The 26,580-nt window shown below is 41.5% G+C and carries 28 protein-coding genes; 6 read left to right on the top strand and 22 right to left on the bottom strand.

Annotation, left to right across the window (positions count from 1 at the left end; genetic code table 11):
- Positions 1-38: 38 nt before the first annotated feature.
- From nagE to AC3ZVC_RS13695, 9 genes are all read right to left on the bottom strand, one after another.
- Positions 39-1,415: an N-acetylglucosamine-specific PTS transporter subunit IIBC gene (nagE, locus tag AC3ZVC_RS13735; RefSeq protein WP_490063796.1), complete on the bottom strand. Its 1,377-nt coding sequence runs from the start codon at positions 1,413-1,415 to the stop codon at positions 39-41.
- Between the two features lie 154 nt (positions 1,416-1,569).
- Positions 1,570-2,829, bottom strand: a complete 1,260-nt coding sequence (locus AC3ZVC_RS13730) for an exo-beta-N-acetylmuramidase NamZ family protein (protein ID WP_490063795.1) — start codon at positions 2,827-2,829, stop codon at positions 1,570-1,572.
- A 201-nt stretch (positions 2,830-3,030) separates the two neighbouring features.
- Positions 3,031-5,145, bottom strand: a complete 2,115-nt coding sequence (locus tag AC3ZVC_RS13725; RefSeq protein WP_490063794.1) for a glycoside hydrolase family 3 protein — start codon at positions 5,143-5,145, stop codon at positions 3,031-3,033.
- A 68-nt stretch (positions 5,146-5,213) separates the two neighbouring features.
- On the bottom strand, positions 5,214-6,812 hold the full coding sequence (locus AC3ZVC_RS13720) for a serine hydrolase domain-containing protein (protein WP_490063793.1): 1,599 nt from the start codon (positions 6,810-6,812) through the stop codon (positions 5,214-5,216).
- 516 nt (positions 6,813-7,328) lie between these two features.
- The gene (locus AC3ZVC_RS13715) at positions 7,329-9,044 is read right to left on the bottom strand and encodes an ABC transporter ATP-binding protein (RefSeq protein ID WP_490063792.1); all 1,716 of its coding nucleotides are present in this window, start codon (positions 9,042-9,044) and stop codon (positions 7,329-7,331) included.
- A gap of 113 nt (positions 9,045-9,157) precedes the next feature.
- Positions 9,158-10,675 carry a M3 family metallopeptidase gene (locus AC3ZVC_RS13710; RefSeq protein WP_490063791.1) on the bottom strand — a complete coding sequence of 506 codons (1,518 nt, stop codon included), beginning with the start codon at positions 10,673-10,675 and terminating at the stop codon, positions 9,158-9,160.
- Positions 10,676-10,749: 74 nt separating this feature from the next.
- The gene (locus AC3ZVC_RS13705) at positions 10,750-11,193 is read right to left on the bottom strand and encodes a threonine/serine exporter family protein (protein ID WP_490068930.1); all 444 of its coding nucleotides are present in this window, start codon (positions 11,191-11,193) and stop codon (positions 10,750-10,752) included.
- A gap of 42 nt (positions 11,194-11,235) precedes the next feature.
- The gene (locus AC3ZVC_RS13700) at positions 11,236-11,988 is read right to left on the bottom strand and encodes a threonine/serine exporter family protein (protein WP_490063790.1); all 753 of its coding nucleotides are present in this window, start codon (positions 11,986-11,988) and stop codon (positions 11,236-11,238) included.
- A 158-nt stretch (positions 11,989-12,146) separates the two neighbouring features.
- Positions 12,147-12,470 (bottom strand): MerR family transcriptional regulator, encoded by a 324-nt coding sequence (locus AC3ZVC_RS13695; protein WP_490063789.1) that lies wholly within the window; start codon positions 12,468-12,470, stop codon positions 12,147-12,149.
- A gap of 181 nt (positions 12,471-12,651) precedes the next feature.
- Between AC3ZVC_RS13695 and fbpA the strand changes: the two genes are divergently transcribed.
- The 4 genes from fbpA to AC3ZVC_RS13675 all read left to right on the top strand — a co-directional run bounded on the left by fbpA (position 12,652) and on the right by AC3ZVC_RS13675 (position 14,634).
- Complete coding sequence (gene fbpA, locus AC3ZVC_RS13690) at positions 12,652-12,816, top strand: Fur-regulated basic protein FbpA (protein ID WP_490063788.1); 165 nt, start codon at positions 12,652-12,654, stop codon at positions 12,814-12,816.
- A 13-nt stretch (positions 12,817-12,829) separates the two neighbouring features.
- A complete protein-coding gene (locus tag AC3ZVC_RS13685; protein ID WP_490063787.1) occupies positions 12,830-12,967 on the top strand; it encodes a hypothetical protein in 138 nt (45 codons plus the stop codon).
- Between the two features lie 154 nt (positions 12,968-13,121).
- Entirely contained in the window at positions 13,122-13,430 is a 309-nt protein-coding gene (locus AC3ZVC_RS13680; protein ID WP_490063786.1) for a PadR family transcriptional regulator, read from the top strand.
- A gap of 13 nt (positions 13,431-13,443) precedes the next feature.
- Positions 13,444-14,634 (top strand): chromate transporter, encoded by a 1,191-nt coding sequence (locus AC3ZVC_RS13675; protein ID WP_490063785.1) that lies wholly within the window; start codon positions 13,444-13,446, stop codon positions 14,632-14,634.
- A gap of 164 nt (positions 14,635-14,798) precedes the next feature.
- On the opposite strand, the gene AC3ZVC_RS13670 is transcribed toward AC3ZVC_RS13675, so the two are convergent.
- From AC3ZVC_RS13670 to AC3ZVC_RS13615, 12 genes are all read right to left on the bottom strand, one after another.
- The gene (locus tag AC3ZVC_RS13670; protein WP_490063784.1) at positions 14,799-16,526 is read right to left on the bottom strand and encodes a PAS domain-containing sensor histidine kinase; all 1,728 of its coding nucleotides are present in this window, start codon (positions 16,524-16,526) and stop codon (positions 14,799-14,801) included.
- A 24-nt stretch (positions 16,527-16,550) separates the two neighbouring features.
- Positions 16,551-17,009: a GAF domain-containing protein gene (locus AC3ZVC_RS13665; RefSeq protein ID WP_490063783.1), complete on the bottom strand. Its 459-nt coding sequence runs from the start codon at positions 17,007-17,009 to the stop codon at positions 16,551-16,553.
- On the bottom strand, positions 16,999-17,652 hold the full coding sequence (locus tag AC3ZVC_RS13660; protein ID WP_490063782.1) for a response regulator: 654 nt from the start codon (positions 17,650-17,652) through the stop codon (positions 16,999-17,001). Before AC3ZVC_RS13660 ends, AC3ZVC_RS13665 begins: the two co-directional genes overlap by 11 nt.
- A 92-nt stretch (positions 17,653-17,744) precedes the next feature.
- Entirely contained in the window at positions 17,745-18,395 is a 651-nt protein-coding gene (locus tag AC3ZVC_RS13655) for a sensor histidine kinase (RefSeq protein ID WP_490063781.1), read from the bottom strand.
- Between the two features lie 43 nt (positions 18,396-18,438).
- Positions 18,439-19,947 (bottom strand): nitrate/nitrite transporter, encoded by a 1,509-nt coding sequence (locus tag AC3ZVC_RS13650; RefSeq protein ID WP_490063780.1) that lies wholly within the window; start codon positions 19,945-19,947, stop codon positions 18,439-18,441.
- A gap of 5 nt (positions 19,948-19,952) precedes the next feature.
- The gene (locus tag AC3ZVC_RS13645) at positions 19,953-20,228 is read right to left on the bottom strand and encodes a hypothetical protein (RefSeq protein WP_490063779.1); all 276 of its coding nucleotides are present in this window, start codon (positions 20,226-20,228) and stop codon (positions 19,953-19,955) included.
- Positions 20,215-20,526, bottom strand: coding sequence for a hypothetical protein (locus AC3ZVC_RS13640; protein ID WP_490063778.1), 312 nt, complete (start codon positions 20,524-20,526; stop codon positions 20,215-20,217). The genes AC3ZVC_RS13645 and AC3ZVC_RS13640 overlap by 14 nt, the downstream gene beginning before the upstream one ends.
- 4 nt (positions 20,527-20,530) lie before the next feature.
- Positions 20,531-20,722 (bottom strand): hypothetical protein, encoded by a 192-nt coding sequence (locus tag AC3ZVC_RS13635; RefSeq protein ID WP_214726483.1) that lies wholly within the window; start codon positions 20,720-20,722, stop codon positions 20,531-20,533.
- Positions 20,712-21,236: a Rieske (2Fe-2S) protein gene (locus tag AC3ZVC_RS13630; protein WP_490063777.1), complete on the bottom strand. Its 525-nt coding sequence runs from the start codon at positions 21,234-21,236 to the stop codon at positions 20,712-20,714. The genes AC3ZVC_RS13635 and AC3ZVC_RS13630 overlap by 11 nt, the downstream gene beginning before the upstream one ends.
- A 12-nt stretch (positions 21,237-21,248) precedes the next feature.
- A complete protein-coding gene (locus AC3ZVC_RS13625; RefSeq protein ID WP_110065303.1) occupies positions 21,249-21,809 on the bottom strand; it encodes a 4Fe-4S dicluster domain-containing protein in 561 nt (186 codons plus the stop codon).
- Positions 21,810-23,978: a molybdopterin oxidoreductase family protein gene (locus AC3ZVC_RS13620; protein WP_490063776.1), complete on the bottom strand. Its 2,169-nt coding sequence runs from the start codon at positions 23,976-23,978 to the stop codon at positions 21,810-21,812. It lies immediately after the preceding gene.
- A complete protein-coding gene (locus tag AC3ZVC_RS13615) occupies positions 23,965-25,047 on the bottom strand; it encodes a hypothetical protein (RefSeq protein WP_490063775.1) in 1,083 nt (360 codons plus the stop codon). The genes AC3ZVC_RS13620 and AC3ZVC_RS13615 overlap by 14 nt, the downstream gene beginning before the upstream one ends.
- A 331-nt stretch (positions 25,048-25,378) precedes the next feature.
- Between AC3ZVC_RS13615 and AC3ZVC_RS13610 the strand changes: the two genes are divergently transcribed.
- Together AC3ZVC_RS13610 and AC3ZVC_RS13605 are read left to right on the top strand one after the other, a co-directional pair.
- Entirely contained in the window at positions 25,379-25,708 is a 330-nt protein-coding gene (locus AC3ZVC_RS13610; RefSeq protein ID WP_490063774.1) for a hypothetical protein, read from the top strand.
- Between the two features lie 64 nt (positions 25,709-25,772).
- Positions 25,773-25,976: a hypothetical protein gene (locus AC3ZVC_RS13605; RefSeq protein WP_490063773.1), complete on the top strand. Its 204-nt coding sequence runs from the start codon at positions 25,773-25,775 to the stop codon at positions 25,974-25,976.
- A gap of 278 nt (positions 25,977-26,254) precedes the next feature.
- Here AC3ZVC_RS13605 and AC3ZVC_RS13600 read toward each other — a convergent pair whose 3' ends face one another.
- Complete coding sequence (locus tag AC3ZVC_RS13600; RefSeq protein ID WP_490063772.1) at positions 26,255-26,575, bottom strand: hydrolase; 321 nt, start codon at positions 26,573-26,575, stop codon at positions 26,255-26,257.
- Between the last annotated feature and the right edge of the window lie 5 nt (positions 26,576-26,580).

Below are 26,580 nucleotides of genomic sequence, written 5' to 3'. Positions count from 1 at the left end.
AAAAAGCTGGCTCCTTTGATAAAGAGCCAGCTTATCATTTATTTCTTTTTCAATTCATTGGATAGAAACTCCACATCAGTCCCTACTATCACTTGAAGGTCAGTTTTACTCAGTTTTATTACGCCTTTTGAGCCAAGCTGTTTTAATCGAGCTTCGTCTATTAATGACATATCTTTTACTTTCAATCGAAGCCGGGTTACACAGTTATCGACTTCAATAAGATTCTCTTTTCCTCCTAATGCATCAAGGTAACGATTTGCTGCTTCAGCATAATTTCCTTTAATAGAAAAATTGTCTTCAAATTCACCTTCAACCTCATCTTCACGTCCTGGGGTTTTCAAGTTTAATTTTATAATCAGGAAGAAGAAGATAACAAAATACAGAAGTGCATAGATGAATCCTATACCTGCCAGCAGTACCGGCTTCTGGGCAATACCAAAGTTCAAGAAGTAATCTATCGCGCCTGCTGAGAACCCAAAGCCGTGGTGTATATCCAGAACATAGGCAATAGACATTGCGAGTCCTGTTAAAATTGCATGAATGAAATATAAAACAGGTGATAAGAACATAAATAAGAATTCAATCGGTTCTGTGATGCCTGTCAGGAAAGAAGTAAAGGCAAGACCGGCAAGCGCCCCGGCCATTGCCTTTCTTCGCTCCTTTTTAGCTGCGGCAATCATCGCAAACGCTGCTCCAGGCAACCCGAACATCATGATTGGGAAGAATCCAGCCATGAAAATTCCGGCGGATGGATCTTTTGCGAGGAAACGCCATAGATCACCTTTAATGACATCACCAGCTGCATTTGTAAATTCGCCAAACTCAAACCATACGAGTGTATTTAAAATATGATGAAGGCCAATCGGAATTAATAGACGGTTCAAGAATCCAAAGACACCTACACCCGCAGCACCTGCCCCAATAATCCAATCACCGACACTGTTGATGCCTGCCTGGACCGGAGGCCATACATAGCCGAACAGGAACGCAATAACAAGCATAACAAGTGATGTTACAATAGGGACAAACCGCTTTCCTCCGAAGAACCCCAGCCAATCCGGCAGTTTAATATCATGATATTTATTGTATAATAGCCCTGCAATAATACCGGAAATGATGCCGCCAAAAACGCCCATATTAATCGTTTCATTTATGGCAGCGGCACCTTCCGTTAAAACAAAATAGCCAACCGCTCCGGCAAGCGCTGCTGCTCCATTGCTATCCTTCGAGAAACCAATTGCAATACCAATTGCAAACAACAGGGCCAAATGACCAAAAACTGCATTACCTGCTGCAGAGATAAACGGAATCCCCAAAAGATCATCCTGCCCCAACCTCAGCAAAAGCGCAGCCGCCGGCATAATCGCAATCGGAAGCATCAAAGACTTACCAATCTTCTGCAAAAACCCCAACATCCCAAACACCTCTCTCTTTCTCAATTTAATAATAAATATGAACATGCATTCCTTTTTAGTACCAGGTACCACCCGAATTTTGTCGAAAGATTCCAGTAAAATGTAAAAGAACTTGGGGGCGTTTGCCACCAAGTTCTTTTTTCGGATTGCTAGTTTAGTAGAGAAGATATTGCTCGCGTGTTTGATTGAATTGATTCAGTTCTTCCTGCCATTGTGCAGAGATTTCTTCTACTGATTTTCCTTCTTCTATCGCTTCACGGACCCAGCCGTTGCCCATCAGGTTATCAAAGAAGGAAATGCCTGCACTGTTTTCTGCACGGAATTGGAAGTCTTCCGGATACATATCATGAATCGACTTTACGATATGAAGCCCCGTTTCTACAGGCATAAAGGAATTACGATTTGTAATATGAATCTGGATACCATGAGAAAGCTTTCCAGAGTGCTTTGAAAAGAACGGTGTAAATGAAGCAGCCCTAAATGTTACACCTGGCAATTTAAGACTGTTCAAGTGTGCTGACAAGTCATCTGCATTAATAAATGGAGCACCGATTAATTCAAAAGGCTTAGTCGTTCCACGTCCTTCAGATACATTCGTTCCTTCAATTAAGGCCGCACCCGGATAAACCAAAGCCGTTTCTAACGTTGGCATATTGGGAGAAGGCATGACAAATGGTAGCTGGGTGTCATCGTAATACATATTGCGCTTCCAGCCGTTCATTTCTACAACAGTCAAATCGGCCCCAATTCCGAATTCTTCATTAAATAACTTCGCAAGTTCACCAACAGTCATCCCATGGCGAAGCGGAATCGCATAATTACCTACGAATGAAGAATATTTCATATCCAAAACAGGCCCTTCAACCTTTGCTCCGCCTTGGGGATTTGGGCGGTCCAGCACGATGAATGGAATATTATTTTCCTTGGCAGCTTCCATGGCATAAGCCATTGTGTAAATATATGTGTAAAAACGCGTTCCTACATCCTGGATATCAAATAGAAGGACATCGACATTTTCAAGCATTTCTGGCGTTGGCTTCTTAGTTTGTCCATATAAGCTGTAAACAGGCAGGCCGGTTTTTTCATCGATATAGTATTCAACATACTCCCCTGCCTGAGCGCTTCCACGGACTCCATGCTCTGGTCCATATAAAGCGGTCAATTCAGCATCAGGATCATTGTGCAAAAGATCCACAATGCTGTTTAGCTCCTGATCAACGCCAGTTGGATTCGTAATCAGGCCGACCCTTTTCCCTTCAATTAGATGCTTTTGCTCATTTAATAGCACTTCCACACCCAATTCGAACTTTTTGTCCTTGCCATTTGCTTCGCCATTTCCATTTTTTGCGAGCACAACGGATAAAGAAGAGAGTACTAGAATCATTGTCAAAAAAGACATAAACCACTTTTTCATTAGATTTCCCTCCCTGTTTGAAAACGAAGCCGGACAAAGCCCAGAGAAACTTGTCCGGACCGTTTCGTTGAAAGATTACCCAAATTCGTGGATATATTGAAAATTTCGTTGATAAACGTGCCTTTATCGTTGATACATTATTTCGTTGGTATCTTCCATGCGAAGCACTTATCAATTGATCTTTCGTACAACAAAACCTGCTTAATAGCTCAAACCATGCCCAAATTCATATAAAACATTGCCTTCAACGCCTGGAATTGTAACTGGCAACTTACCGGAAGGGTTATTTTTACCGAAAATGGATGCTGCAGTTGCTTCAAAGCTCGCTGTTCTAAATCCGTATTGTGCGAGGTAAGCATCAACTTCCGGATAGGCCATAATGTCATATGGATTGCGGATGCCGACAGCAATAACTGGAGCGTCTGCTGCAGTAATGATCGAGTTAATCATTTGCATCTGAGCGCTGTCCGGCGAACGCCCGGATACATTAAAGGTGTAGGATCCAACGATTACTGCGCTGGCATCCTTGATTTGTCCCAGCTGATCTGCGGTCAATTCATTATTAACCGGTTGAATTACATCTGTATTTCCATAAATTTCTTTTACTGCATTACCCAGGTCTTCAATAAAGCTGTTGCCTACGACAACAATCTTATCATCATTTTCAACCTTTAAAGGCAATGCTGCACCTTCATTTTTCACTAGTGTAACTGACCTCTCTGCCGCCTCTTTTTCTACTTGTTTATGGTTTTCTGATCCTACAATCTCAAGTGCATTAGCTATTTTCTCATCTATCGGCTGAGGTATTTCTTCTTTAATAATCCCGCGCTTTACTTTCAATGTTAAAATTCTTTCAACAGATGCTTCAATGCGTTCCTTAGAGATTTCTCCACTTTCAACAGCGTTCAATAAACCTCCTGCAACTTCCTCCAGACCAACCGGCATTAGCACAATATCAGTACCGGCTTTAACTGCTCGGATAGCTGCGTCAACTGGTCCAAAGTGATCTGCAATGGCTTTCATATTCATCGCATCTGTTGTAATGACACCTTCATAGCCCATTTCTTCTCTCATAAGCTCGGTCAGCACTTTATAAGAAAGTGTTGCTGGAATTGCGATCTCTTCTCCTGTTTTTTGCGAGATCGCTTTTGTATCATCAATTTTAGGAAAAGTAACATGTGCAGTCATAATGGCATCGATTCCCGCTTCCATTCCCTTTTGGAAAGGATACAATTCAACCTCTTTTAGACGTTCTTTATCGTGCGGCACTTCAGGCAAGCCCAAATGTGAATCTACTGCTGTATCTCCGTGCCCCGGAAAATGCTTGGCTGTTGCCGCTACGCCTGCTGATTGCAGTCCTTCTGTGTAGGCTACTCCCATTTTTGCCACTAGCTCAGGATTTTCCCCGAAGGAGCGAACACCAATTACCGGGTTATCCGGATTATTATTAACGTCCATTACTGGAGCAAAGTTCATGTTAATTCCAAGTGACGCCAACTCTTCTCCAATTGCCTTACCGACTTTGCGGGAAATTTCTTCGGAACGTGTTGCCCCTAAAGCCATATTTCCAGGCATATCAGTCCCTGATTGAAGACGTGTAACGATTCCGCCTTCCTGGTCAATTGTCATTAACAGCCCGAACTTTTCAGCAGCCTCCTGGTATTCCGAAACTAGAGTGGCTGTCTGTTCTGTTGTCACAACATTTTCACGGAATAAAATAACTCCGCCCAGATGATAGTCTTTTACATGCTGCTCAATTTCAGGAAGCATTTCTATTACGTTTTCGCCATTCCAATTGCGGAAATCTGGCATCAGCATTTGGCCAACTTTTTCTTCAATTGTAAGGTTTCTGATTGCGTGGCCAATGACATCATAACGATCTCCCTGCTCCTTGATAACCTCCGCTTTGGAAGCTGGCTTTCCCTCGCCTTTTTCCTTTGAGTCCACTTTATAATCAATGGCAATCCGGTCTGTAAATTGACCATCTGTTACACTGATAAAAGTTCTGCCCTTTTGTCCAGTAAGTGCCACTTTTCCGTTCTGGTCCACTTTTGCGACGTTTTTATTGGAAGACCTCCACTCCATTCCGGAAGAAACACCCATGAAATGCCCTCCTTCAAAAACGTGAAGGGCGTTAAATTGAATATCCCCGCCATTGGCGTCCGTAACAGCTTGTGAAACATTTTGCAGGATAATTAAATCCTTGACTGCACTTTCAGCGACTGCCTTTTGCGCGGGAGCTCCGATCCAAAGCTGGGATACTGCCAAGGTTAATGTGAGAAGAGAAAGGAAAAATACTTTTCGCGCTTTCTTCATTTTTTACACCGTCCTAACTGCATATTTTCCTAATGCGCTTATGCTTACTTTCTCCAAATGATGGAAAACTAGTAATTTCTTTTTTGCCAGCCCTCACCTGTAAAATCTGGTTCAATTGTTTCGTTATTAGAAAGCTTTAACTTCACATTATCTACATACCAGCCCCTTCCATTTACAGTGCTGTCTGTCTGATATCGGAATCGAATATGTGTTGTTCCAGCAGGAATTTCAACTTCTTCATTATTCCAATCGACACTGCTGCCTGTGAATGGCTGGGCTGCTTGAGTCCAATTAACGCCATCCTCAGAAACCTCCACATAGGCCTTGTCAAAATTAGCTTCAGTTCTGTACCATGTATTGAAGGACAGAACTGCATCATCTGCTACATCCACTTTTGCAGTCAAATTATGCTGCGCTTTATCTCCATATCCAGAGAACCAGGCATCGCCTTTTCCAGGGATTGAAACAGGAATCGAATCAGCAACCTGCCTTGCAAAGTCTCTTCTGGCAATATTGGTTGTTACCGTATTACGTGATGGATGTACACGGTTTGTCAGGAGAATGGCAATTGTTCCGTTATTTCGATTAATAACGATGGAAGTTCCCGTATAGCCAGTGTGCCCAAGTGAATTCCCCTCAGATAGTGCATCCATAAACCATCCCTGACCGAGCTCCCAGCCAAGTCCGTGGTCGTCGCCAGGGAATTGCGGGATCTGATTTTCAACAAGCACTTTTACGGTTTTTTCTTTTAGAATTTGCTTGCCTCCGTATCGGCCGTCATTCACATACATATGGGCGAATTTCGCAAGATCTGCGGCTGTTGAAAAGACGCCTGCATGGCCTGCCACACCACCAAGTGACCAGGCATTCTCATCATGAACTTCCCCCCATACAAGTCCCCGGTTGATAGCAGGCTGATATTCTGTTGCAGCAATACGGTGCTTCAAGGAATCAGGCGGGTTATACATCGTATCGCTCATGCCAAGCGGCTCTGTAATATGCTCTTTCACAAATTCATCAAGCCTTTGCCCCGATAAACGTTCCACTAGTGCACCAAGCGTAATCATGTTCAAGTCGCTGTATGTATACGCTTCGCCTGGTTCATTGGCTAAAGGATACTTAAAAACGATCTGCATGCGATCTTCACGGCTGCTGCCCTGGGAATGTAACGGAATCCATGCGGCAAATCCTGAAGTATGGGTCATCAGCTGGCGAATAGTAACATTTTCCTTGTCGTTCTCGGCAAACTCAGGAATATATTTTGCTACAGGATCATCGAGCTGAAAGGAACCTTCATCGTATAACATCATTGCAGCTGTAGTTGTAAATATTTTACTGATGGAAGCTAGGTCGAAAATCGAATCTTCCGTCATTTCAACTGGATTTTCAGCTTCGGTAAATTTATCATCCGTATAACGGTAGGCATATCCATATGCATCATGTTTTACAATATGTCCCCTTCTTGCTACAAAAGCCACAGCACCGGGCATAACTCCATCTGCTATCATGTCCTCCATAATTAAATCAATTTTATCAAGCTGCTGCTGAACCATTCCCGCTCCGACTGCAGACCCTGGATGAAGAACAGGAGATACAGGTCCAGGACGATCCCATGCAAAAACCGGATGAACTTTGTGTTTCGTACTCTTGTTACCCTTTATTTCCATTGTTGGCGTAACTCCTTCCCCGCTTTGTGCAGATACTGGATATACTGCCGGAATAAAGAGTGAAGTACTTAGTGCAGCAGAAAGCACAACAAGTAATGATTAGCTTTTCATATTGCCTCCTTTATTATTATGACTTTTGCCCTTACAATAACCTCCTTTACATTTGAAAAGGTTTACATTTCATACTTTAAGCTTAATAGAGCAAGAGTATAGTTGTCTATACCACATAAGTCCTGTTCTAGTTAAAAACTTCCAATTAAAAAGATTATAAAGCTAGTTATATTTGACTATTCTGAAAAATTATTGACCTAATCTTTTCATAGGTATTTAACGTTCCTTCCCAACCACATGTCCTTCCTGTTTATTCGCTAAATCTAATGATTTCTTTGCAGTATTCATTTTTTATTCGCTAACTTCAAAACCTTGTTCGCTAAGATGATACTTTTATTCGCAAAGTACCCAATTAGAAATCGTCTGTACCATGTAAAAAAGCGGAATCCTAATCGGACTCCGCCCTTATCTTTGAAACTGCACATTATGAAGGCTGGCAAAGATTCCGCCTTGCTTGATTAATTCGTCATGTGTCCCTTCTTCTGCTATTCCTTCTTCAGTTACAACGACAACCCGATTAGCATTGCGAATGGTCGCAAGTCTGTGGGCAATAACTAAAGTAGTTCTGTCCACGGTAAGATCTGTTAATGCTGTTTGGATAATTTGTTCCGTTTCAGTATCCAATGCGGATGTAGCTTCATCCAGGATGAGAATCGGCGGATTTTTCAAGAACATTCGCGCTATTGCAATCCGCTGCTTTTGGCCGCCCGAAAGTTTTAATCCCCTTTCCCCAATTTGAGTTTCATAGCCAAACGGCAGCGAAGCAATGAAATCTTGCAAATGTGCTTTCTTTGCAGCTTCTGCAATTTGCTGATCTGTTGCTTCAAGCATTCCGTACGCAATATTTTCTTTGAGCGTGCCGGTAAAGAGAAAAACATCCTGCTGGACAATACCAATTTGCGACCTTAATGATTTTTTCGTCAAATCCCTGATGTCCATGCCATCTAAAGTGATGCTGCCGCTATTCACATCATAAAAACGCGGGATAAGGGAACATATCGTTGTCTTGCCAGCGCCTGATGGTCCAACAAACGCAACTGTCTCACCCGCTTTAATCTGAAGGTTAATCCCTTCCAGAACTGATTTATGTTTATCATAGCTAAAGGATACTTCATTAAAGCGGATATCCCCTCTTAGAGATGCAACCTCAACCGCATCCTCAGTATCCTCTACTTCCGGCTCTGTATCAATGATCTCTGTAAAGCGTTTGAAGCCTGCCATTCCCTTGGGATATAGCTCCATCAGCGCACTGATTTTATCGATAGGTTTTAGCAGGACATTCACGTATAAGACAAAACCTACAAGCTCCCCGTAGGTTAGCTGCCCGCTGAAGCTCAGCCAGGAACCGTACACCAATACAATTAGAGTGATTAATCTTGTCAGCATATAAATGCCGGAAGCACTAAAACTCATAATCTTATAAGCAGCAAGCTTGGCTAGGCGGAACCTGCCATTGTTCTCTGTAAATCTTTTAATCTCATAATTTTCATTTGTAAAAGATTGAACCACACGCACCCCGGAAACACTGTCCTCCACCTGGGCATTAACATCGGCAATTTCACGATACATTCGCTTCCATGCACTGTTCATTTTAATGTTGCAGAACACAATGAGCCATACCAGAAACGGAAGAACGAATATCGTCACAAGAGCAAGCTTGACGTTAATGGTCAGCATAATCCCAAAAGCACCGGCAAAAGTCATCACAGCAATAAATATATCCTCCGGGCCATGATGGGCAAGTTCCCCAATATCCATGAGGTCGTTTGTCACCCTGCTCATAATGTGGCCCGTTTTAGTATTGTCAAAAAAGCGGAATGATTGGCGCTGCACATGCTGAAACAGCTGCTGGCGCATATCTGTTTCTATATTAATCCCAAGCTTATGCCCCCAATAGTTAACAACAAATTGCAATAATGTACTCATCATATAAAGAGCCAGAAGGCCGGCACTAACAGAGACAATCATTGACCAATTGCCGCTGGGAAGCAAGCTATCGATAAACCACTGGACCGCTAATGGGAAACCCAATTCCAGAACTGCCACAATTACAGCTGAACTGAAATCAAGAATAAATAAGCGCTTATGCGGCTTATAATAGGTAAAAAAACGTCGAATCATTGCTGTTCTCCTTTTCTAAATGAATAAAAGACAGTATTCAGATAAACCTGTGAAATAAAAAATACCAAGTTAAAAATCGTCCCAGAATTGTCGTATCTGGAACGATTCAAAAATTATAGCATATAATCCAATTTAAAGTCCTGCCCGCTTATCCTTCTGAAAAGCTCGCCGAATGGGTATCTTCCTGAGGGTTTAATAACTTCATTAATTAAAAACTCATCAAATTCCTTGGGCTTTTCAATCATGATTGCACCTGTCTTTTGCTTAAATACAGAAGAGAGCATGGCACAGGTTACATCACCCATAAAGTAATTATGCAGGTATATCGGGTGGGTGGTATAGTGAATAGTGAACGCCCATGGCGGCTCTTCGCCAAACGGTTCTTCTTTTAGAACGTTCATCTGATTTTTCCAATACAAATCATAAATATCATCCAGGCTGCTTATATCATTTTTATATAAGCTATGGTCAAAGAAGATTCTATTGATTGCCCGCAATGAATTTTGCTTTCGATATCCCTTCAGTTTCTTGAATTGATTCCCTGCACCCATTTCTTCGTTAAAGAACCTTTTATAAAATACGGGACTGTATAAAAAGCCCTGGAACAGGTTGGCGATGCCTTCACTGATAATTCCGCTGACACCACGGTTCAGAATTTCCTCGTCAGGATTTAGGAGGAAAGAATGTACGGCATGGCCGGTTTCATGAAGCAATACGCCATATTCATGATATTTATTTTTGACATTGGCAAGAATTCGGGAATCCTTTGCTGTTTCAACAGGGAAATTGTAGCCCCATTCTGATTTATTGGTTCTCGGGAAAATATCATAAGTGATATTAAACTTTGAAATATCTATAGAGAATAAATCAAAAAGCTCTTTTATATTCCCGTAGAAATCCGACATGTCTACATGCTGATTCAGAGAAGGTGCAATCCTGGAATCAATATATTGTTCATCCCATGGCAAAATCCGCCCATCGTTTAAATACTCCAGTGCATATTTTTCCCTTGCTGCGTTCATTTGAGGCAGTGCTTCGTGAAGCTGCGGAAGCCAGCCATCAAAGATTTTTTGATCAAGTTCATCCTGCTCAAGCTTGTGAGCAATAAAATTTTTCGCTCCATATGCCCTGGCATATTCCTTGCGAAGATTTATCAGATCAATAAAACCGCCTTCAATCATCGGTTTATTAATTTGGTTCTTCGCAAAGTAGGCTTCCCTTCTTTTTTCCCGGCTGCTTTCAGAACTCAATACCTGATTAAGCTCTACAGAAGAAACTTCTCTTCCCTCAAATCGATAACGAAAAGTATTCAATATTTTAGAAAGAGCATTTACTTTATCGCTTATCTCCATATCAAGCTCGTTCAATTCGGCAGAAAGATGGTAAGGTTTTAATCTGTTCAGAACAATCTCTGCCTTTCTTTTTTCGAGCGGAGATATGTCCTTTTGCAAATATTCGAGAACGATCTCATAATTAGCCTTATTTTTCATTATGTCAGTGATTTTTGCATATTGTTCCTTTAGCCCAAAGTCATAGCCGGCTGTATATAGTGTCCATTGCATCCTGCTGTACTGGGTGTAATGGGTATGTATTTCTCTGTAAATTTCTTCAATCTTCGTTTGTGTCGCCATCACTAAACTCCTCTTATTTATTTAGCACTCCGAAATAACTGCTAAATAAATTATAGAGAAAGAATTTTCAGAAATCAATAAGTTCTTTCCGATTTAAACTGAACCTTGCGGATGATTTGATTAAGAACTTCAGATATTACCAGCCCGACAGCTATCGCACCAGAAATCATAAAGGCTTTGGCAGCCAGCTGAATAGCTGTATTGTAATCATTTTCAACGAAATTCCGCATTGCATCATAAGCCAGTCCGCCTGGCACGAGCGGAATGATGCCTGCTACACTGAAAATAATGATTGGCGTTTTATACATTCTGGCAAAAACCTGGCTGATGACTGCAATCGTAAATGCAGCAATTAACGAAGAAATAACAGCATCATACTGGCGGGTAACCAGCCATATATAAACGAACCAGCCCACCATGCCGACAAACCCGCATTTCAGCAATGATTTTTTCGGCGCATTGAAAAGCACACCAAATCCTGCGGATGCTATAAAACTTGTGATTAAGTGAGTTAACATCAAAATTCATTCCTCCGTATTAACCGTAACTAGCTTATACATTTAAAAAGTAAACACAAGAGCAATGCCTGCCCCTATTGCAAAGGCTGTAAGAAAGGCCTCCGCTCCCTTGGATAACCCTGAAACAAGGTGGCCGGCCATTAAGTCACGAACTGCATTCGTAATAAGCAGCCCCGGCACCAGCGGCATTACCGAGCCGATGATTATCTTATCCAATTCAGTCCCTATACCAAGTGAGACAAACAGATAAGCTAATAGCCCAATTAGCAAAGAAGCAATAAACTCTGAAAAAAACTTAATCTGCACGACCCTATGGACATATATAAATGAAGCAAAGCCCAATCCACCTGCAATCATGGCCGGAACAAAATCTGTCCATTGCCCTAAAAACATAATCAAGAAACAGCCGCTTGCAATAGAAGCTGCCAAAACCTGCTGGTATACGGGAAAAGTATAGTCAGCCCTTTCAATCTCTTTCAGTTTGGCTAAGGCCTCTTTCCCATCCAGCTCACCGCTGCTGATTTTTCGCGATATGCCGTTAACAAGTGTTACTTTATATAAATCAGTTGAACGCTCGGAAATCCGGATTAGTTTCGCCGGTTCTGTTCCATCCGTTGAAAAAATGATCCCGGTAGGTGTCACATAACTATGTGAATGCGGAATCCCCAAAGAAGCTGCAATTCTAGTCATTGTGTCCTCTACACGGTACGTTTCTGCGCCTCCCTGCAGCATAATTTTCCCTGCAAGCAGGCATAATTCGATTACTTCAATAGTTGGAGGAAACTCTCTCCCCATTCTTTCACCCGCTTTAGTTACCCAATTTTATGAAACCCTCTTTTATAAGGTTAAATCTTAAAGGAAATGATAAACGAAAGAAAGTGCTTTTGAGGAAAAATTTATATTAGAAGTCAAAAAAACGATTATTCTTCTAAAGAATAACCGCATTTAGAGCTTTATTTTTTTCGAATCCCGAATTGTGCATTAAGCTGCCCCTGTATCATTTTTGACCGTGCCGCCTTGTCGTCCATTTTCTTTTTCCTTTTTAATTCAGACCGTATTTCTTCCGTTCTGACTCCTTCTTCCCTTTTGTTTGCAATATCAATAAGCCTCTCAACATCGGAAAAAGAATACTTCCTGCTTCCCCGGTCCGATCTTTCAGGAAATACTAACTTCCTTTCTTCATAATAGCGAATCTGCCGTTCACTTAGGCCCGTCAATTCACTCACCGTTCCGATCGATATGACTTTTCTGTTTTTGTAAGAAGCTTCATTCTCCAATCAATGTCACCTCAAATTCAACTATTTCTTTCATTATACTAATCTCAGAGTTAATTTCATCAAATATGTTAGAAAATCTGACAACATTTAAAAAATACGTTAGAAAACCTCACATGATAAATGACAGAGAACTTATCTTTTTATAGAATGACAGAAACATTAAAGAAAAGAGGAGATCCAGATGCAATATTTACGAAAGGCAATAGAAAAGAAGAAACAATATTTGATTGATTTGCTGATTAAATCAGGAGGAGAATATCAGTATACCGAACCCGCTCTGCAAAAGCTGACATTAACAGAGCTGGAGGTTATATTTAAAAAGCACAAAAACGGAAACAGCTTTTAATAGGAGGATGAACATGGAGACGAAGGATGCGATTGACCTGGCGAGAAAAATAATTGAACTTGATATATTGCGTGATGAGATGTGGGAAAGCTTTGCTGCTGCAGCCGGAGACCAGGCTTATGAAATCTTGAGAAATGTACAGAATAATTAACAAAGAACGCTTGGATAGAGCGTTCTTTTTTATGTAAAAATAAAGGAATTGTAAAGATTACTCTCTCCCTCTTTTCATATTCTGTTCAATTTGTTATTATGCCAATATCGGTTTTCGATATTGGCTTTCGAAATTGAAGTAAGGAGGATTCTCTTTGGAGGAAAAAATAGTAAGAAAGCTGTTTTTAGGTTTTATACAAATCCACATTCTTCACCACGCAAAAGAGCATCCCATATTTGGCATGTGGATGCTTGAAGAATTAAAGGAGCATGGATATAGCATTAGTTCCGGGACACTGTATCCGATTCTTCATTCCATGGAATCTGATGGCCTTCTCCATCAGGAGCAAAAGAACGTGGAAGGTAAAATCCGAAAGTATTATACAGCTACTGAAAAAGGGATTATGGTCTTAGAGGAAGCGAGAAAGAAAGCCTATGAACTTTTCAAAGAAATAAAAGATTAAAAGGGGATGCATAATGGACAGGAATAATATCAGTTTAAAATCTTTACTGGAAATACTAATTGTTTCAACAAGACTCGGATTCACATCCTTTGGCGGACCTGTGGCACATCTAGGTTATTTCCACGATGAGTATGTGCGAAGAAGGAAATGGATGGATGAAAAAAGCTATGCTGATTTGGTGGCTTTATGCCAGTTTCTGCCCGGTCCGGCAAGCAGCCAGGTTGGCATCGGCATTGGGGTGATGCGGGCTGGTGTAGCCGGCGGCATTATGGCCTTCCTTGGGTTTACCCTGCCGTCTGTCATTGCCCTGATTATCTTTGCCATCTTGCTGCAGGGTATAGATGTGGCAGAAGCGGGCTGGATACACGGTTTAAAAATTGTCGCAGTGGCCGTAGTTGCTCATGCTGTTTTAGGAATGGCCCAAAAGCTGGTACCTGACCTGCCAAGAAAAACAATTGCTTTAATTGCAATGATTGCTGTTTTATTATGGCAAACAGCATTTACACAAGTCGCAATCATTCTAATCTCAGGCTTTATTGGATTTTTAATTTATAAAAGGCATGCAGAGAATGATGATGCACAGATCCATTTTCCTATTTCAAAGGGCTTTGCCATTGGATGCTTAGTGCTATTTTTTGCTCTGTTAATATTGCTGCCTATCCTAAGGGAGTTAACTGCCCTAAACTGGGTAGCTTTATTCGATAGCTTTTATCGTTCAGGTTCGCTCGTTTTCGGTGGAGGCCATGTAGTACTTCCACTGCTGGAGCGCGAGTTTGTCCCGACTGGCTGGCTAAGTGAAGAAGCCTTTTTGGCAGGTTACGGTGCAGCCCAGGCAGTGCCGGGACCCTTATTTACTTTCGCTGCCTATATCGGTGCAGCAATTAATGGATGGCAAGGCGGTTTACTTGCTACAGCAGCCATTTTCCTGCCTGCTTTTCTCTTAATTTTAGGTACACTTCCTTTCTGGGACAGCCTGCGCCGCAACCCGAAAATTAAAGGAGCTTTGATGGGTGTGAACGCAGCTGTGGTGGGAATCTTAATAGGCGCCTTTTACCATCCCATTTGGACAAGCAGCATACTGGAGCCAGTTGATTTCGCTTTTGCGGCGGTTCTATTCAGCATGCTGGTCTATTGGAAGCTGCCGCCATGGATTATTGTTGTGACTGGTGCAATTGGCGGAATGATATTAGGTTCAATCTTTTAAAAGAGTTCTGTTAAGTGATATTTATCCTCCACACCAATGAGGACTTTTTCACTACTCTTTTACTCTGTTTTTTCGACAAGATCCTTATGAACGCCATCTCTCTGCATACAGGGAACAAAATTGCCGTTAAGAAAAAGCTGCCGAATGCTCCGGCAGCTCTTTTACTATAAAGGAATTTCAAGGACGACCCTGGTTCCTTTTTCTTCTGCTGAATGGACTTTTATAGAACCTCCTGCAGCCTTGGCTCTTTCTTCCATGCTGAAGAGCCCAACGCCGCGTGTTACTTTTTCGACATCGAAGCCCTTTCCCTTATCTTCGATGACTACGCGGATTTCTTCATCATTTTGACGGATTGTAACAGTCGCTTCTTCTGTAACGGCGTATTTCCTGACATTGGTCAGCGCCTCTTGAATAATCCTATAGATAGTAATTTCTTTGTTGGAACTAAGGCGGGAGGTCAGGTAACAATCAAAATGGACATTTATATTATGATGTTCTGAATAACGGACCAAATAGGAACGTATAGCCGGAATCAGCCCCAGGTCATCAAGAACAGAAGGCCTAAGCTCCCATGAAAGATCACGAAGCTCTTCAATAATCTCAGTTGCTTCATCCTGCATTTGATCAAGGAGAGGATGGCTTATTTCTGCCTGCAGCCTGTTAATCGTAATTAGATGGCTGTACAGATTCTGGCCAATGCCATCGTGAAGCTCCCTCGACAATCTCTTCCGTTCATCCTCTTGAACATCAATAATTCTTGTCATCATTTTTTGAAGTTCTTCTTCAGCATTCTTTCTTTGGGTAACTTCATGGCGAATGGCAAGATGCTGGTAAGGCTTCCCATTTTCATTAAGGAAAGGCACAATGGTTGTATCAACCCAATAATATGTTCCGTCCTTTGCTTTGTTTTTGATTTCCCCTTTCCACACCTGGCCTGAGGAAATCGTTTTCCATAAATCTGTGAAAAACTCTTTAGGATGATAGCCGGAGTTTATAATCCTATGATCCTGCCCAAGCAATTCTTCTCTTGTATACTTGGAGATTTTACAAAATTGATTATTTACATATTTTATTGTGCCTTTTTGATCTGTGATCGCCACTATTGATGATGCATCAAGGGCAAATTTTAAGTCTATCAGTTCATTGACCGATTTTTTCAGTTCCGAAACGACACGTTTATACTCGGTTATTTCCTTGCGGATAGCCAGGTATTTGTAGGGATTTCCTTTTTCATCCATGAAAGGCACAATTGTTGTATCAACCCAATATAAAGTTCCGTCCTTAGCTCTATTTTTAATTTCTCCGCGCCATACATCCCCGCTGGAGATGGTTGTCCAGAGGTTCTTCATAAACTCTTTGGAATGATAACCGGAATTAATGATTCTATGGTCTTTGCCAATCAGCTCTTCAGCCGGATATTTTGAAACCTCACAGAACTTTTCGTTCACATATTTAATTTTCCCATTCTGGTCGGTAAAGGCGACAATCGTTGATTCATCCAGAGCGAATTGAAGGTCAACCAGTTCATTCAATGGATAGGACTGCTGTTTTTTCAAACGTGATCGGTCTTTTACAGAATTAAAAACGATTAATAAATAGCTCTCCTGGTTAAGCTTGAAAGAATTTATTCTATAAAAAATCGAAAAACTTTGCCCATTCCGATGCCTTCCGTACTGATGGACTACTTTGCCCTCCTCTGTATCGAGTGGAGTTATTTCAGGCAATAACTCTTTAAGGCTCTTACCCAGCAATTCATTGTCCCTGTACCCGAATTGTTCTTGTGCCTGCTGATTCGCATAGGAGATGTTGCCCGATTCATTAATAAGAATGGTAGCATCGCTGGAATCAGGAGCAATCTCTCTTTTATTATGTGTTTGATTATTCCTGTCCATTTTCTTTCTTTCCTCCAGTTGCATTTAGATTAAGCCGCTTAGCTTTTCTTCCAGCCTTCTGGCGGCAGACTGAACTGTGCTTTGCTCATCTTCATTAATAGCCTGACCGGTTCGATTTCCAATCAAAAGAACACCTTTAGGAATGCCCTTAAAGTGGATCGGGACTGCATAGGCATAATTTAGGCTTTCTGCAAGCATAATCGGATATTCAAGCACTTTGCCTGAAATATTCTCAGGGAAATTCTCCAAATACATCGGCCTTCCGGTTGATATGACCTTCCCTGCAATGCCTTTGCCGTACCTGACAGTAATCCGTTTATATTTTTCATTGCTATTGCCTGCAGCATAGTGCCACCTCACATCCGGCCCATCCGTATTTTGAAGGGCAAGACCGACAAAATCACATTCCAATTCAGATAGAACTTTTTCACAGGCCTGATTAATCTGGCCGCTGCCAGCCTGGCTGCATCCCCTATATTCCATACCCTAACAGCCCCTTTTTTAGTGCATAGGAAACAAGTTCTGGCCTTGTTTTCCTTTGGAGCTTTTCCATCAGATTGCCTTTGTGTGTTTCAACTGTCTTAACACTTATGACAAGCTGTTCGGCAATTTCTTTATTCGAGAAACCTTTGGCGATTAATGTCAGAACTTCCTTCTCGCGGTCAGACAGGAGATTGAATGTATCGGTGTTTCCTTGCTTTACGGTTCCGATATATTCCTCCATCAGCCTTTTCGTTGCGGATGGATGCAAGTATGCATTTCCACCGGCAACAGAACGGATGGCAGCTACCAGCTCATCATGCGGAGCACTTTTTAAAATACAGCCGGAAGCACCAGCCTGAATGGCCCTGAATAAATATTCCTCATCATCATGCATGGTCAGAATAAGGATGGCGACATCCGGCATAAGCTTTTTTAATTCTGAAGTAGCAGACATGCCATCCTTTCCATGAGGCATGCTTAAATCCATAACTACTACATCAGGTTTTAAGTCAAGTGACTGCTGGATCCCCTCATTACCTTCCGAAGCTTCACCGACTACCTGCATATCTTCGTGATTATTTAATAGCATTTTCAAACCCATTCTGACTACTGCGTGGTCATCGCACAGTAAAATTTTTATCAAGCCGGCTCCCCCTTTACATTGTTCGTATATAAAAATGATTTCATATATACAACAAGGGATTCGCTTTTGCGCATCCCTTGTTCAGTCTAATCTTAGTATAACGGAAGGGTAATATCTATTGAAGTACCTTCCCCAATTTTAGAATTTATCCGGCATTTTCCATTAATTAAGCACATTCGTTCAATCATAGCTGCAAGACCTGTAGATTTTTTCATAGCGGTGTCTGCATCAAAACCTTTACCCTGATCTTTTATGCTGATTGAAAGCTGGCCTGGCCCCCAATTAAATACAATATTTGCATTCATGGTATCAGCATATCTTGCTATGTTCGCTAAAGCTTCCTGGCAAACTCGGAATAGGGTGATGCTCTCTCTCGCGCTGATCGGCACCTCCATCCCTTCGTTTTGCAAATCAACAGTGATTCCATAGGTGGAAGTATATAACTTTAGATAACTCTTCATGGCAGGAAGAAGCCCAAGTGTTTCTAGAGTAGGGGGATGCAATTCCACAGCCAGAAGCCTGATTTCCTGAATCGTTTTTTCAAGCATTTGTGCCATATCGCCTACATACCCTTTCATATCCGGCATATTTACAGCTGCTTCAATGAATTGCATACCAGTATATAGACTGTATAATGTTTGCCCGACCCCTTCATGAAGCTCCAGGGCAATGCGTTTAATCTCCTCTTCCTGAGATTGGATAATGTAGGAGCTGATCTTGTTCTTTGCTGGCTGGGTTTCCATTTTTCACCCCTCCTCCTTTTTATTAGAATACTAGCCTGGCTAGTTATTTCGCCTGTTTCACTCTGTGGCTTGAAATATCACTAAACATTCCCGCATATTGAATCACATCTCCGGCATCATTTTTAATTGCACTTATGGTGAGCCATTGCAGGTATTCTTCCCCATCTTTACGGCTGTTCCAAATTTCCCCTTGCCAGAACCCTTTTGTTTCGATCGTGTTCCATAAGTCCTGATAAAAGCCACTTGTCTGTCTGCCGGATTTAAGTATATTAGGGTTTTTGCCAATCACTTCTTCTTCCTGAAAACCTGTAATTTCTGTAAATGCGGGATTAACGGAAATAATTTTTCCGCCCTTATCTGTTACCAGTATCCCCTCAACAGTGTGGTTAATGACCTGGCTTGCAACTTCCATTTTCCCTTGGAAATACATCCATATAACAAGTATTAGACTGGCAAGCGCTACTTCAGACAATGCCATAAAGCCAATTGCATAATGTCCCGTTATGTTAAATAACAATGTCAGGATAAGCGGCGGGAAGAATCCGCCAAGCCCCCCCATTGCTGAGACAATTCCGTTAACAATACCAGCCTGCTTTTGGAAGTACATTGGCACAAGCTTAAAGATGACGCCATTACCAATCCCTGCTGAAAATGCAATGCTCAGGCAGCCAAATGTATACCATGTGATAGATGGAGATAAAGAAAGAATCACTGCAGAAACGGTATAAATCCCAAAAACGAACATAAGCAGAATCAGAGAGTGGAAGCGATCAGCAAGCCAGCCTCCAATCGGTCTCATAGCAGTTGCAAGGACAATAAAACCAGCTGTTCTTAACCCCGCATCCACTTTATCTAATTCAAAATGTGCAACAAGGAAGTTTGGTAGATAAATGGTAAAAGCAACAAAAGATCCAAATGTAATAAAATAGAACAGGCTTAACAGCCAAAGCTTTTCATTTTTATAAACCCCTTTGATTTGTTCAAGGAGTGGCGTATTAACCTTAACCTCTTTTTTATCACCAAGAAAGAAGTTGGCGGCAACAAAGATTCCAAGAATAACAAGGTAAATTTGTACCGTTGCTGACCATCCAAATTTAGTAGCCACAACAGGAGCAGCAAAAGCAGTAACAGCTGTTCCCAGGTTACCGGCACCGTAAATTCCATTTACAAAGCCGTGGCGTTCTTTTGGGTAATACTTTGGAAGTGATGTCACCCCGACTGAGAAAACGGCTCCTCCGAGTCCAAGGAATAACCCGCCAATCAATAGATCTGTAATAGAATTCGCTATGCTGATATAGTAAACAGGAAATAATAGCAGGATAAAGCTGAACATAAAAATCTTTCTAGCGCCGAATTGATTGGCATAGTAGCCTAGAGGTATGCGAAGCAAGGATCCGAGGATTACCGGAACTGCCGTAACAAGCGCCAGCTTATCAGCTGGAATATTAATATCTTCCTTGATAAAAGGCATAAGTGATGATATTAATACCCATACCATAAAGCCGGCTATTAAATTCATCGTCTGCAAAGGAAGCTGTATTTTTCTTATCATTGTTTTCACGCTCTCTTCTTAATTACATATTTTAAACCAGCATCCTGATCAAATGCGGCCCATTCCTGCTCCGATGCTTCCACAGAGGAAGTTAGAGGAACCGCAAAGAAATTCATATGGTCAAAATAAATGCGCAAGTGTGTTCCATCAGGGCACAGCCCGGTTTTTTGTATGATTTTAGGAACAAAGGGGGCTTTGTCATTCCCCTCTTCATCTAAAATCGCTACCTGAACATCTTGCAGAACAAATGCATCCAAATCTTCTTTTTTAATGAGTTCCACAGCTGCCGCACCCTCTCTTTGCAGGATAGATATACATTTGGTAGCCCTGCAAATATCTCCAGAAAGAGTCACCGGCATGGTCTTCAATAAAATCAATGGTTTCATCCTCAGACTCCCATTTGCTCATACCTTTTACTTCGGCTATAACAATATCCATACCGCTCTCATTCTTTTCGTCAAGGTACCAGTTCAAGCGAACTCCTTTAAATAACTCGGAAAGTATTTGATCAACCTCTGGCGCAAAGTTTCCAGATGCCTCTCTGACAAAACAAAAATCAAGATAAGTCTCACTGTTCATTAAATCACGCCCTCATGTTAATGGTCTTTTTATAAGCGAATACGGCCAAGGGAAATAATACAATATTTAACCCGCCGAAAATTAGCACATTCACATAGTTTTCGTAATAATATTGATGGACCATATACTGGGTAAATACAATATTCATCATTAATATAGCGGCCAAAATGATGACGCCTATATAGCTACGCTTCATAACGTTTCACCCTCACTGCATAGATTGCACCGTTTTCCACTTTTACCTGTATTTCTGGAAGCGGCCTTCTTGGCGGTCCTGCAGTCGGTGCGCCAGTTTCTACATCAAACTTTCCGTGGTGGCAAGGACAAACCATTTCCCCTTGTTCCTTCACCCAAAAAACTGGACAGCGCAGATGTGTACAGGCGTTTTGGTAGGCAACATAATTTTTTTCTGATAATCGAATGAGTATGGCATCATCATGATCTCCTGGAAACTTGAAATCAACAGCATCGCCAATCGGTAATTTGCTAACATCTGTAATTTTTTTATGCGGATATTCTTTTTCACCGAGCCCCATTAATTCTTTAGCAGCTACAGCACCCCATGGAAGGGAGGAAACTGCAAATACGCCTGCAGCTCCAACCAATGTTTTCATAAATCCCCGTCTATCCAGCTTTCTTTCATTATTCCGTTCAATATTATGAGTATAGTTATCTTCGTTAAAGGGAATTTTATTATTTTTATCTGACATCCCTAATCCCTCCTAATACAGCTTTGTAATTCCCTGCAGGATTCCCGGCAGATTTACTTTCACGTTTGTTTCGCCTTCCAGGTATGGCATGCTTGTAACCCATTTGCCGTTATCAAGGTTAAATTGTTTCTTTTTGTTTTCAATTTCCTCATCTGTCAGCCACTGCAGTGTATTGGATGGGCACACACTTGCACACATTGGCGGAATGCCATCCTTCGTCCGGTCAATACATAAATCGCATTTATACATTAAGTTCTGTTCAGTATCAAACTTCGGTATGCCGTAAGGGCAAGCAATCGTACAGTTTTGGCACCCAATGCATTTTTCAACGAGGGCAGATAAAACTGCCCCTGTTTCATGGATCTGGATTGCCTGGGCAGGACAGCTTCTCGCACATGCCGGATTCTCACAGTGAAGGCACATAAGAGGCATCGTCTGCCGGTTAACCAGAGGGTTTACATCGTAAACATAGTTCCGGTTGCGTTCCTCATGTCCTCCGCATTGCGTACATGCTGCCAGGCATGAACGGCATCCTATACAGTTTTCCAGTTCCAAGTACAGCCTCTTTTTCATTTATTGCACCTTCTTTATTTCGACTTTTTCCAGCTGTGCAGCACATGCCTTAAATTCTGGCATACGGGAAATTGGATCCAGCGCTGCAATTGTTAATAGATTAATAGAGTCTTCGTGTCCAAAATGGTAAGGAACGAAAACCGTATCCTTTCTGATTGCCTCTGTTATTTTCACTTTATAGATGGCTTCGCCTCTTCTAGTAAACAGGCGTACTCTTTCTTCATGATCCATATTGTATTTTGCTGCTGTTTCAGGATGAACCTCTACAAATGGCTCAGGGCACATGTCATGCAGGAACGGAATCCTTCTTGTCTGGTTGCCGGATAAATAGTGATATACAACACGTCCGGTTGTTAAGCGGAGCGGGTATTTTTCACAAGGCTCTTCTGCCGGCGGACGGTATGGAAGTGCGCAAATTTTCGCTTTGCCATCAGGGTGATAGAACTTTTTATCTAGAAACATATGCGGTGTTCCCTGGTCATTCTCATCCTTGCATGGCCAAAATACGCCGTCTTGCTTCTCGATCTTATCCCATGTGGCACCATAGTAGTCAGCATAGCCGCCTTTACTTGCCAATCTGAATTCATCTGCAACATCTCTTGCTGTTTTCAGATGGGAAAATTGCTTTCCTCTTCCTAGCCGTTCAGCCAGCTCTACTTGGATCTGCCAGTCTGGCTTGGATTCTCCTACAGGCTCCTGTGCTTTATTGATTTTAATAATTCGTCCTTCAATGTTTGTTACAGTTCCCTCATCTTCGGACCAGGTTACCGCTGGGAGTATGACATCTGCAAATTCCGCGGATTCAGAAAGATAGAAGTCTGAACATACCATGAAGTCTAAACTCTTTAGCGCTTTTCTTACGAAGTTCTGATTTGGCGCTGAGACTGCCGGGTTTGAGCAAAGCAGATACAATCCGCGGATTGTTTTTTCTTCCATTAATTCGAACATTTCATAAGCAGAAACACCCGGTTTCGGCATTTCGTCTGGTGTGATGTTCCATACCTGGCAAACTTCTTTCACATGCTCAGGATTAGTGATTTTACGGTAGCCTGGGAGCAAGTCGGACTTTTGTCCATGCTCCCTTCCGCCCTGGCCGTTACCCTGCCCTGTAAAAGTGGCTACTCCTGATTTCGGGCGGCCGATCTTTCCTGTGACAAGTGCCATATTTGTGTAAGCTGACACATTGTCTACACCTTTATGCTGCTGTTCGACTCCACGAGCAAACATAACCACTGCGTTTGGAGCTTTGCCGTAAAGCTCTGCTGCGCGAATGATTTTTTCTGGTGCCACACCAGTCAGCATGCTCGTGTATTCCGGAGTAAAATCTTTAACAAGTTCTTTTGTTTCTTCAAATCCGTTTGTATGGTTATTGATGAATTCCTCATCTATATAGCCTAACTCGATTAGCTGATTAACAATCCCATTTGCAAGCGCAAGGTCAGTGCCCGGCTGTAAATCAAGGTGAAGATCTGCCCTTCTTGCAATCGGGGTTTCGCGTGGATCTACGACAATGATATAGCCGCCTCTTTCCTGGACATTCCAGATTCTGAACATGGAAGTTGGATGGCATTCAGCCGTGTTGCTTCCTGCGATAAACAGGCAATCTGTTTCATGGATATCTGTCCATGGCAGCGTTGAACCTCTATCTACTCCGAAAGATCGGAGGAAACCGCCGGCTGCGCTTGACATACAGAAGCGGCCGTTATAATCGATATACCGAGTTCCCATTGCAACCCTTGCAAACTTGCCAGTCAAATAGCATTTCTCATTTGTCATGGATACGCCACTGAATACAGACAGTGTATCTTTGCCATATGCAGATTGTAGTTCAGTAAATTTCTTTGCAATTAGATCGTATGCCTCATCCCAGCTTGCTTCCCGGAATCCTTCAGTTGTTCCTTTTAAGGAAGCATCTTCCCTTATCAGCGGTTTTAAAAGCCGGTCTTTATGGTTTGTCTGCTGATAGGCAGTAACCCCTTTAGGGCACATCTTTCCAACTGTAACCGGCCAATCATATCGGGGTTCAACTCCGATTATTTTATTTGTCTGTGTATTAACCCGCAGGTTCATTCCGCACTGCATACCGCAATAGCTGCAATGAGTTTTGATTAATTTCTCATTTGGATGGTTTAAATTCTCGATTTCTTTAAAAAACTTATCCCTTTGCATTCTGGTTTGCCTCCTTGACCTTCACTTCATGAGTAGGGAATCCGGAAAATTGTGCAATCCGGTATTTTCTTCGGCAAGGAAGGCACATTTCTGCAAGATGGTGGCCTTCCTTTGTTTTAAACTGAATATCGTTCACGCCGAGCACATCGACGACATCTTGTGATTGTTCTGATGAAACAAACTGATCTCCGCACACTTTACATTCCTTCATAGCTTGCTCAGCATAATGCTCTCTATAGTTTCTTGCCAGAACACTCATTGGACGGAATGGAATATGTGCAAGCTTACCGAATGGCAAATAAATTAGTGTAATAATAACTGACCATTGATGAATCAGGGACATTGCGGGCTGTCCAGCACCGTGTAAAAAGATATTCATAAATGTAAGAGCTAATCCAGTAACACTTACAAGAAGCAGCATGTATAACGGCATGAAATCATAAAGGAATTTCTGTTCCGCTCTTGCCTGCATATTTTTCAAGCGGCGGTATAGAGCCATGCAAACGCCCGCGATAACCATTACAGCCGTAATATTCAATGCGTTATAAGAAAGATTTGCGATGATGCCATCAGCAGGAACTGTCATCACCTGCATTCCTAATGCAATAATGTTGTAGTACCCATTGTCATCCATCGTAAAATACATCCAGCCGAAAACGAGCGGAAAAGTTACAAAGCAGGATAGAATACATCCCCAACCGATTAACACGTGCTGGGTCCATCGGTAAATTCCCCTATTCCAGATGAAATTGTAAGTGGCAAGATGTTCAACAGAAGTTTTTGGTGTTGACTTCCTGAATAATAATTTAAGTCCCTTTTTAAGGATGATTTTTGTCGGCGGCCGTTCACCCCAGGCAATAAACCGGTAAAAGAAACCTCCAATAAAAACGATTGTTCCAACCATATATCCGTAAAGGTTTAAATCAACATGTGTAAACATTCTTGTACCGATAAAAGATAAGATTGCCAGTGCTGTTACTGATAAAAACATCGACTTTGCGAAATGTGATGCAAATGCATTGTTTAGTGTATTTACTGTTTTTTGATTGACTGCAGCTTTTGCCTGCATATTAACTCCTCCTCATTCACAAACAATTACCTTAACCTTATTGTAAAAGCGGGAAGAGATTTTCCATATCGGGGAAACTCCCCATTAGGAGGGGGAAATTCCCCTATCTTTGACAAAAGGAAACTTTCATAGTGTTAAGTTGAATAAATCGGGCATTTATCGGAAGTTGTAGCCGTTCACTCTTTTTGTAAGTAAACTTACTGCTCATTTCTTTTTGTAAGCAAGAAATTTCTGTACATTATGAGGGAAACAAAAAATAGACCTATTTTAAGGTCTTCAATTTGAAACTATATATAACAATCATTCGTATATCACATGAGGAGGCGGGCTGATGAAAAGGAATTTGATTATACTGCTCATTACATTATTGGTGGAATTTGTGATTACCCTCTTTATTTCGAGAGCATTATCCATTCGATTTATAGAAGTTATGTTTTTTGCAGGAGTGGTTTTTACCGCTTTAAGTGTATGGTTCTCTGGGAGCGGAGGAACAGTCACGAGGTTTATTGACATCACAACAAGTGCCCGAACTGGATTTTTAACAAAGCGTGAAGAGTTTCACTTCAGGCCAAATAATGTTGTTCTGGGTTCTGCGATTTTCCTTATTGTTGGATTGGCTTTTTTTGTTTTGCTTTTAACAAACGTGATCCCTCCTGCTTAAAAAAGTGCAGGCGACCTTTTGCATATGATAAAATGAACTTAATCTTTTCGAAGGAGTTGTTATTATGGCTAAATCAGCTGCAAAAAAATTCCGTGATAAAGCTGTTCGCGAGGGAAAAAGAAATCCTGAATCAAACCGCAGTCCATTTGCATTTGAGGATATGCGTACAAGACAAACGAAGACCAAGAAAGATAAATTATATAGTTGCAAATATAAGAACCGCTTTTCTGATCGAGACAGGAGAGATGGTTCTTTTTATTTACCCTAAGGCTCTGTTAAACTGGCCTGTTGATTTGGATTCATTCGTTGATATATTGAAGAATTCGTTAAAATAATCCCTGTTTTCGTTGATATATCCTAATTTTCGTTAATAAAATTGATTTTTCGTTGATAAATTTATTTTTCGCTTTGAAAAAGCTTTTTAGGTAACCAGCCAGACACCTATAGTTTTACTAAAAAGCATTTTTTGTCCCATTTCCTAAAAAAAATCCCCTTAAGACGAAAAAACACGGCCAAAATAGCCGCATTCCTTCCTAATATATTTAATTATCTGCTTAAAATACCCATCTCTTCAATATTCCTGCGAGTTTGGTCATCACCTAACTCATAAATCATCCGATATATCCCTTCCATTGTGGCATCATATTTGTGATTTTGAGTTTCTTCCTTATCCTCCACCAATGGAACATGTGCAAGTTCAAATGTTTTCATATCCGCGTCATAATTTTGTCTGATATAATCGGCTAATTTTGCTATTTCTTTATCTGTAGCAAAAATTTTAAACTGCCAGTCAGCAGTTTCATCTGGTACAGGATATACTTGAGCATTTTCAATATCTATATAGTATGGCTTTTTAGCATGTTCCATGATTT

This window comes from Cytobacillus sp. C11.1 (assembly GCF_058145115.1).
The sequence above is the reverse complement of the archived record's forward strand: the minus strand, read 5'-3'. Positions and strand labels throughout refer to the sequence as shown.

What these genes read in the sequence shown, in the direction of transcription:
- AC3ZVC_RS13710 (WP_490063791.1), bottom strand. Translation starts at nt 10,675, where the DNA reads ATGGCGACACAAACGAAGATTGAAGAAATTTACAGAGAAATACATACC.
- AC3ZVC_RS13640 (WP_490063778.1), bottom strand. Translation starts at nt 20,526, where the DNA reads ATGAACAGTGAGACTTATCTTGATTTTTGTTTTGTCAGAGAGGCATCT.
- AC3ZVC_RS13635 (WP_214726483.1), bottom strand. Translation starts at nt 20,722, where the DNA reads ATGAAGCGTAGCTATATAGGCGTCATCATTTTGGCCGCTATATTAATG.
- AC3ZVC_RS13705 (WP_490068930.1), bottom strand. Translation starts at nt 11,193, where the DNA reads ATGTTAACTCACTTAATCACAAGTTTTATAGCATCCGCAGGATTTGGT.
- AC3ZVC_RS13685 (WP_490063787.1), top strand. Translation starts at nt 12,830, where the DNA reads ATGGAGACGAAGGATGCGATTGACCTGGCGAGAAAAATAATTGAACTT.
- AC3ZVC_RS13725 (WP_490063794.1), bottom strand. Translation starts at nt 5,145, where the DNA reads ATGAAGAAAGCGCGAAAAGTATTTTTCCTTTCTCTTCTCACATTAACC.
- AC3ZVC_RS13720 (WP_490063793.1), bottom strand. Translation starts at nt 6,812, where the DNA reads ATGGAAATAAAGGGTAACAAGAGTACGAAACACAAAGTTCATCCGGTT.
- AC3ZVC_RS13625 (WP_110065303.1), bottom strand. Translation starts at nt 21,809, where the DNA reads ATGAAAAAGAGGCTGTACTTGGAACTGGAAAACTGTATAGGATGCCGT.
- AC3ZVC_RS13670 (WP_490063784.1), bottom strand. Translation starts at nt 16,526, where the DNA reads ATGGACAGGAATAATCAAACACATAATAAAAGAGAGATTGCTCCTGAT.
- AC3ZVC_RS13610 (WP_490063774.1), top strand. Translation starts at nt 25,379, where the DNA reads ATGAAAAGGAATTTGATTATACTGCTCATTACATTATTGGTGGAATTT.
- nagE (WP_490063796.1), bottom strand. Translation starts at nt 1,415, where the DNA reads ATGTTGGGGTTTTTGCAGAAGATTGGTAAGTCTTTGATGCTTCCGATT.
- AC3ZVC_RS13650 (WP_490063780.1), bottom strand. Translation starts at nt 19,947, where the DNA reads ATGATAAGAAAAATACAGCTTCCTTTGCAGACGATGAATTTAATAGCC.
- AC3ZVC_RS13630 (WP_490063777.1), bottom strand. Translation starts at nt 21,236, where the DNA reads ATGTCAGATAAAAATAATAAAATTCCCTTTAACGAAGATAACTATACT.
- AC3ZVC_RS13620 (WP_490063776.1), bottom strand. Translation starts at nt 23,978, where the DNA reads ATGCAAAGGGATAAGTTTTTTAAAGAAATCGAGAATTTAAACCATCCA.
- AC3ZVC_RS13665 (WP_490063783.1), bottom strand. Translation starts at nt 17,009, where the DNA reads ATGGAATATAGGGGATGCAGCCAGGCTGGCAGCGGCCAGATTAATCAG.
- AC3ZVC_RS13600 (WP_490063772.1), bottom strand. Translation starts at nt 26,575, where the DNA reads ATGGAACATGCTAAAAAGCCATACTATATAGATATTGAAAATGCTCAA.
- AC3ZVC_RS13715 (WP_490063792.1), bottom strand. Translation starts at nt 9,044, where the DNA reads ATGATTCGACGTTTTTTTACCTATTATAAGCCGCATAAGCGCTTATTT.
- AC3ZVC_RS13700 (WP_490063790.1), bottom strand. Translation starts at nt 11,988, where the DNA reads ATGGGGAGAGAGTTTCCTCCAACTATTGAAGTAATCGAATTATGCCTG.
- AC3ZVC_RS13675 (WP_490063785.1), top strand. Translation starts at nt 13,444, where the DNA reads ATGGACAGGAATAATATCAGTTTAAAATCTTTACTGGAAATACTAATT.
- AC3ZVC_RS13605 (WP_490063773.1), top strand. Translation starts at nt 25,773, where the DNA reads ATGGCTAAATCAGCTGCAAAAAAATTCCGTGATAAAGCTGTTCGCGAG.
- AC3ZVC_RS13655 (WP_490063781.1), bottom strand. Translation starts at nt 18,395, where the DNA reads ATGGAAACCCAGCCAGCAAAGAACAAGATCAGCTCCTACATTATCCAA.
- AC3ZVC_RS13615 (WP_490063775.1), bottom strand. Translation starts at nt 25,047, where the DNA reads ATGCAGGCAAAAGCTGCAGTCAATCAAAAAACAGTAAATACACTAAAC.
- fbpA (WP_490063788.1), top strand. Translation starts at nt 12,652, where the DNA reads ATGCAATATTTACGAAAGGCAATAGAAAAGAAGAAACAATATTTGATT.
- AC3ZVC_RS13730 (WP_490063795.1), bottom strand. Translation starts at nt 2,829, where the DNA reads ATGAAAAAGTGGTTTATGTCTTTTTTGACAATGATTCTAGTACTCTCT.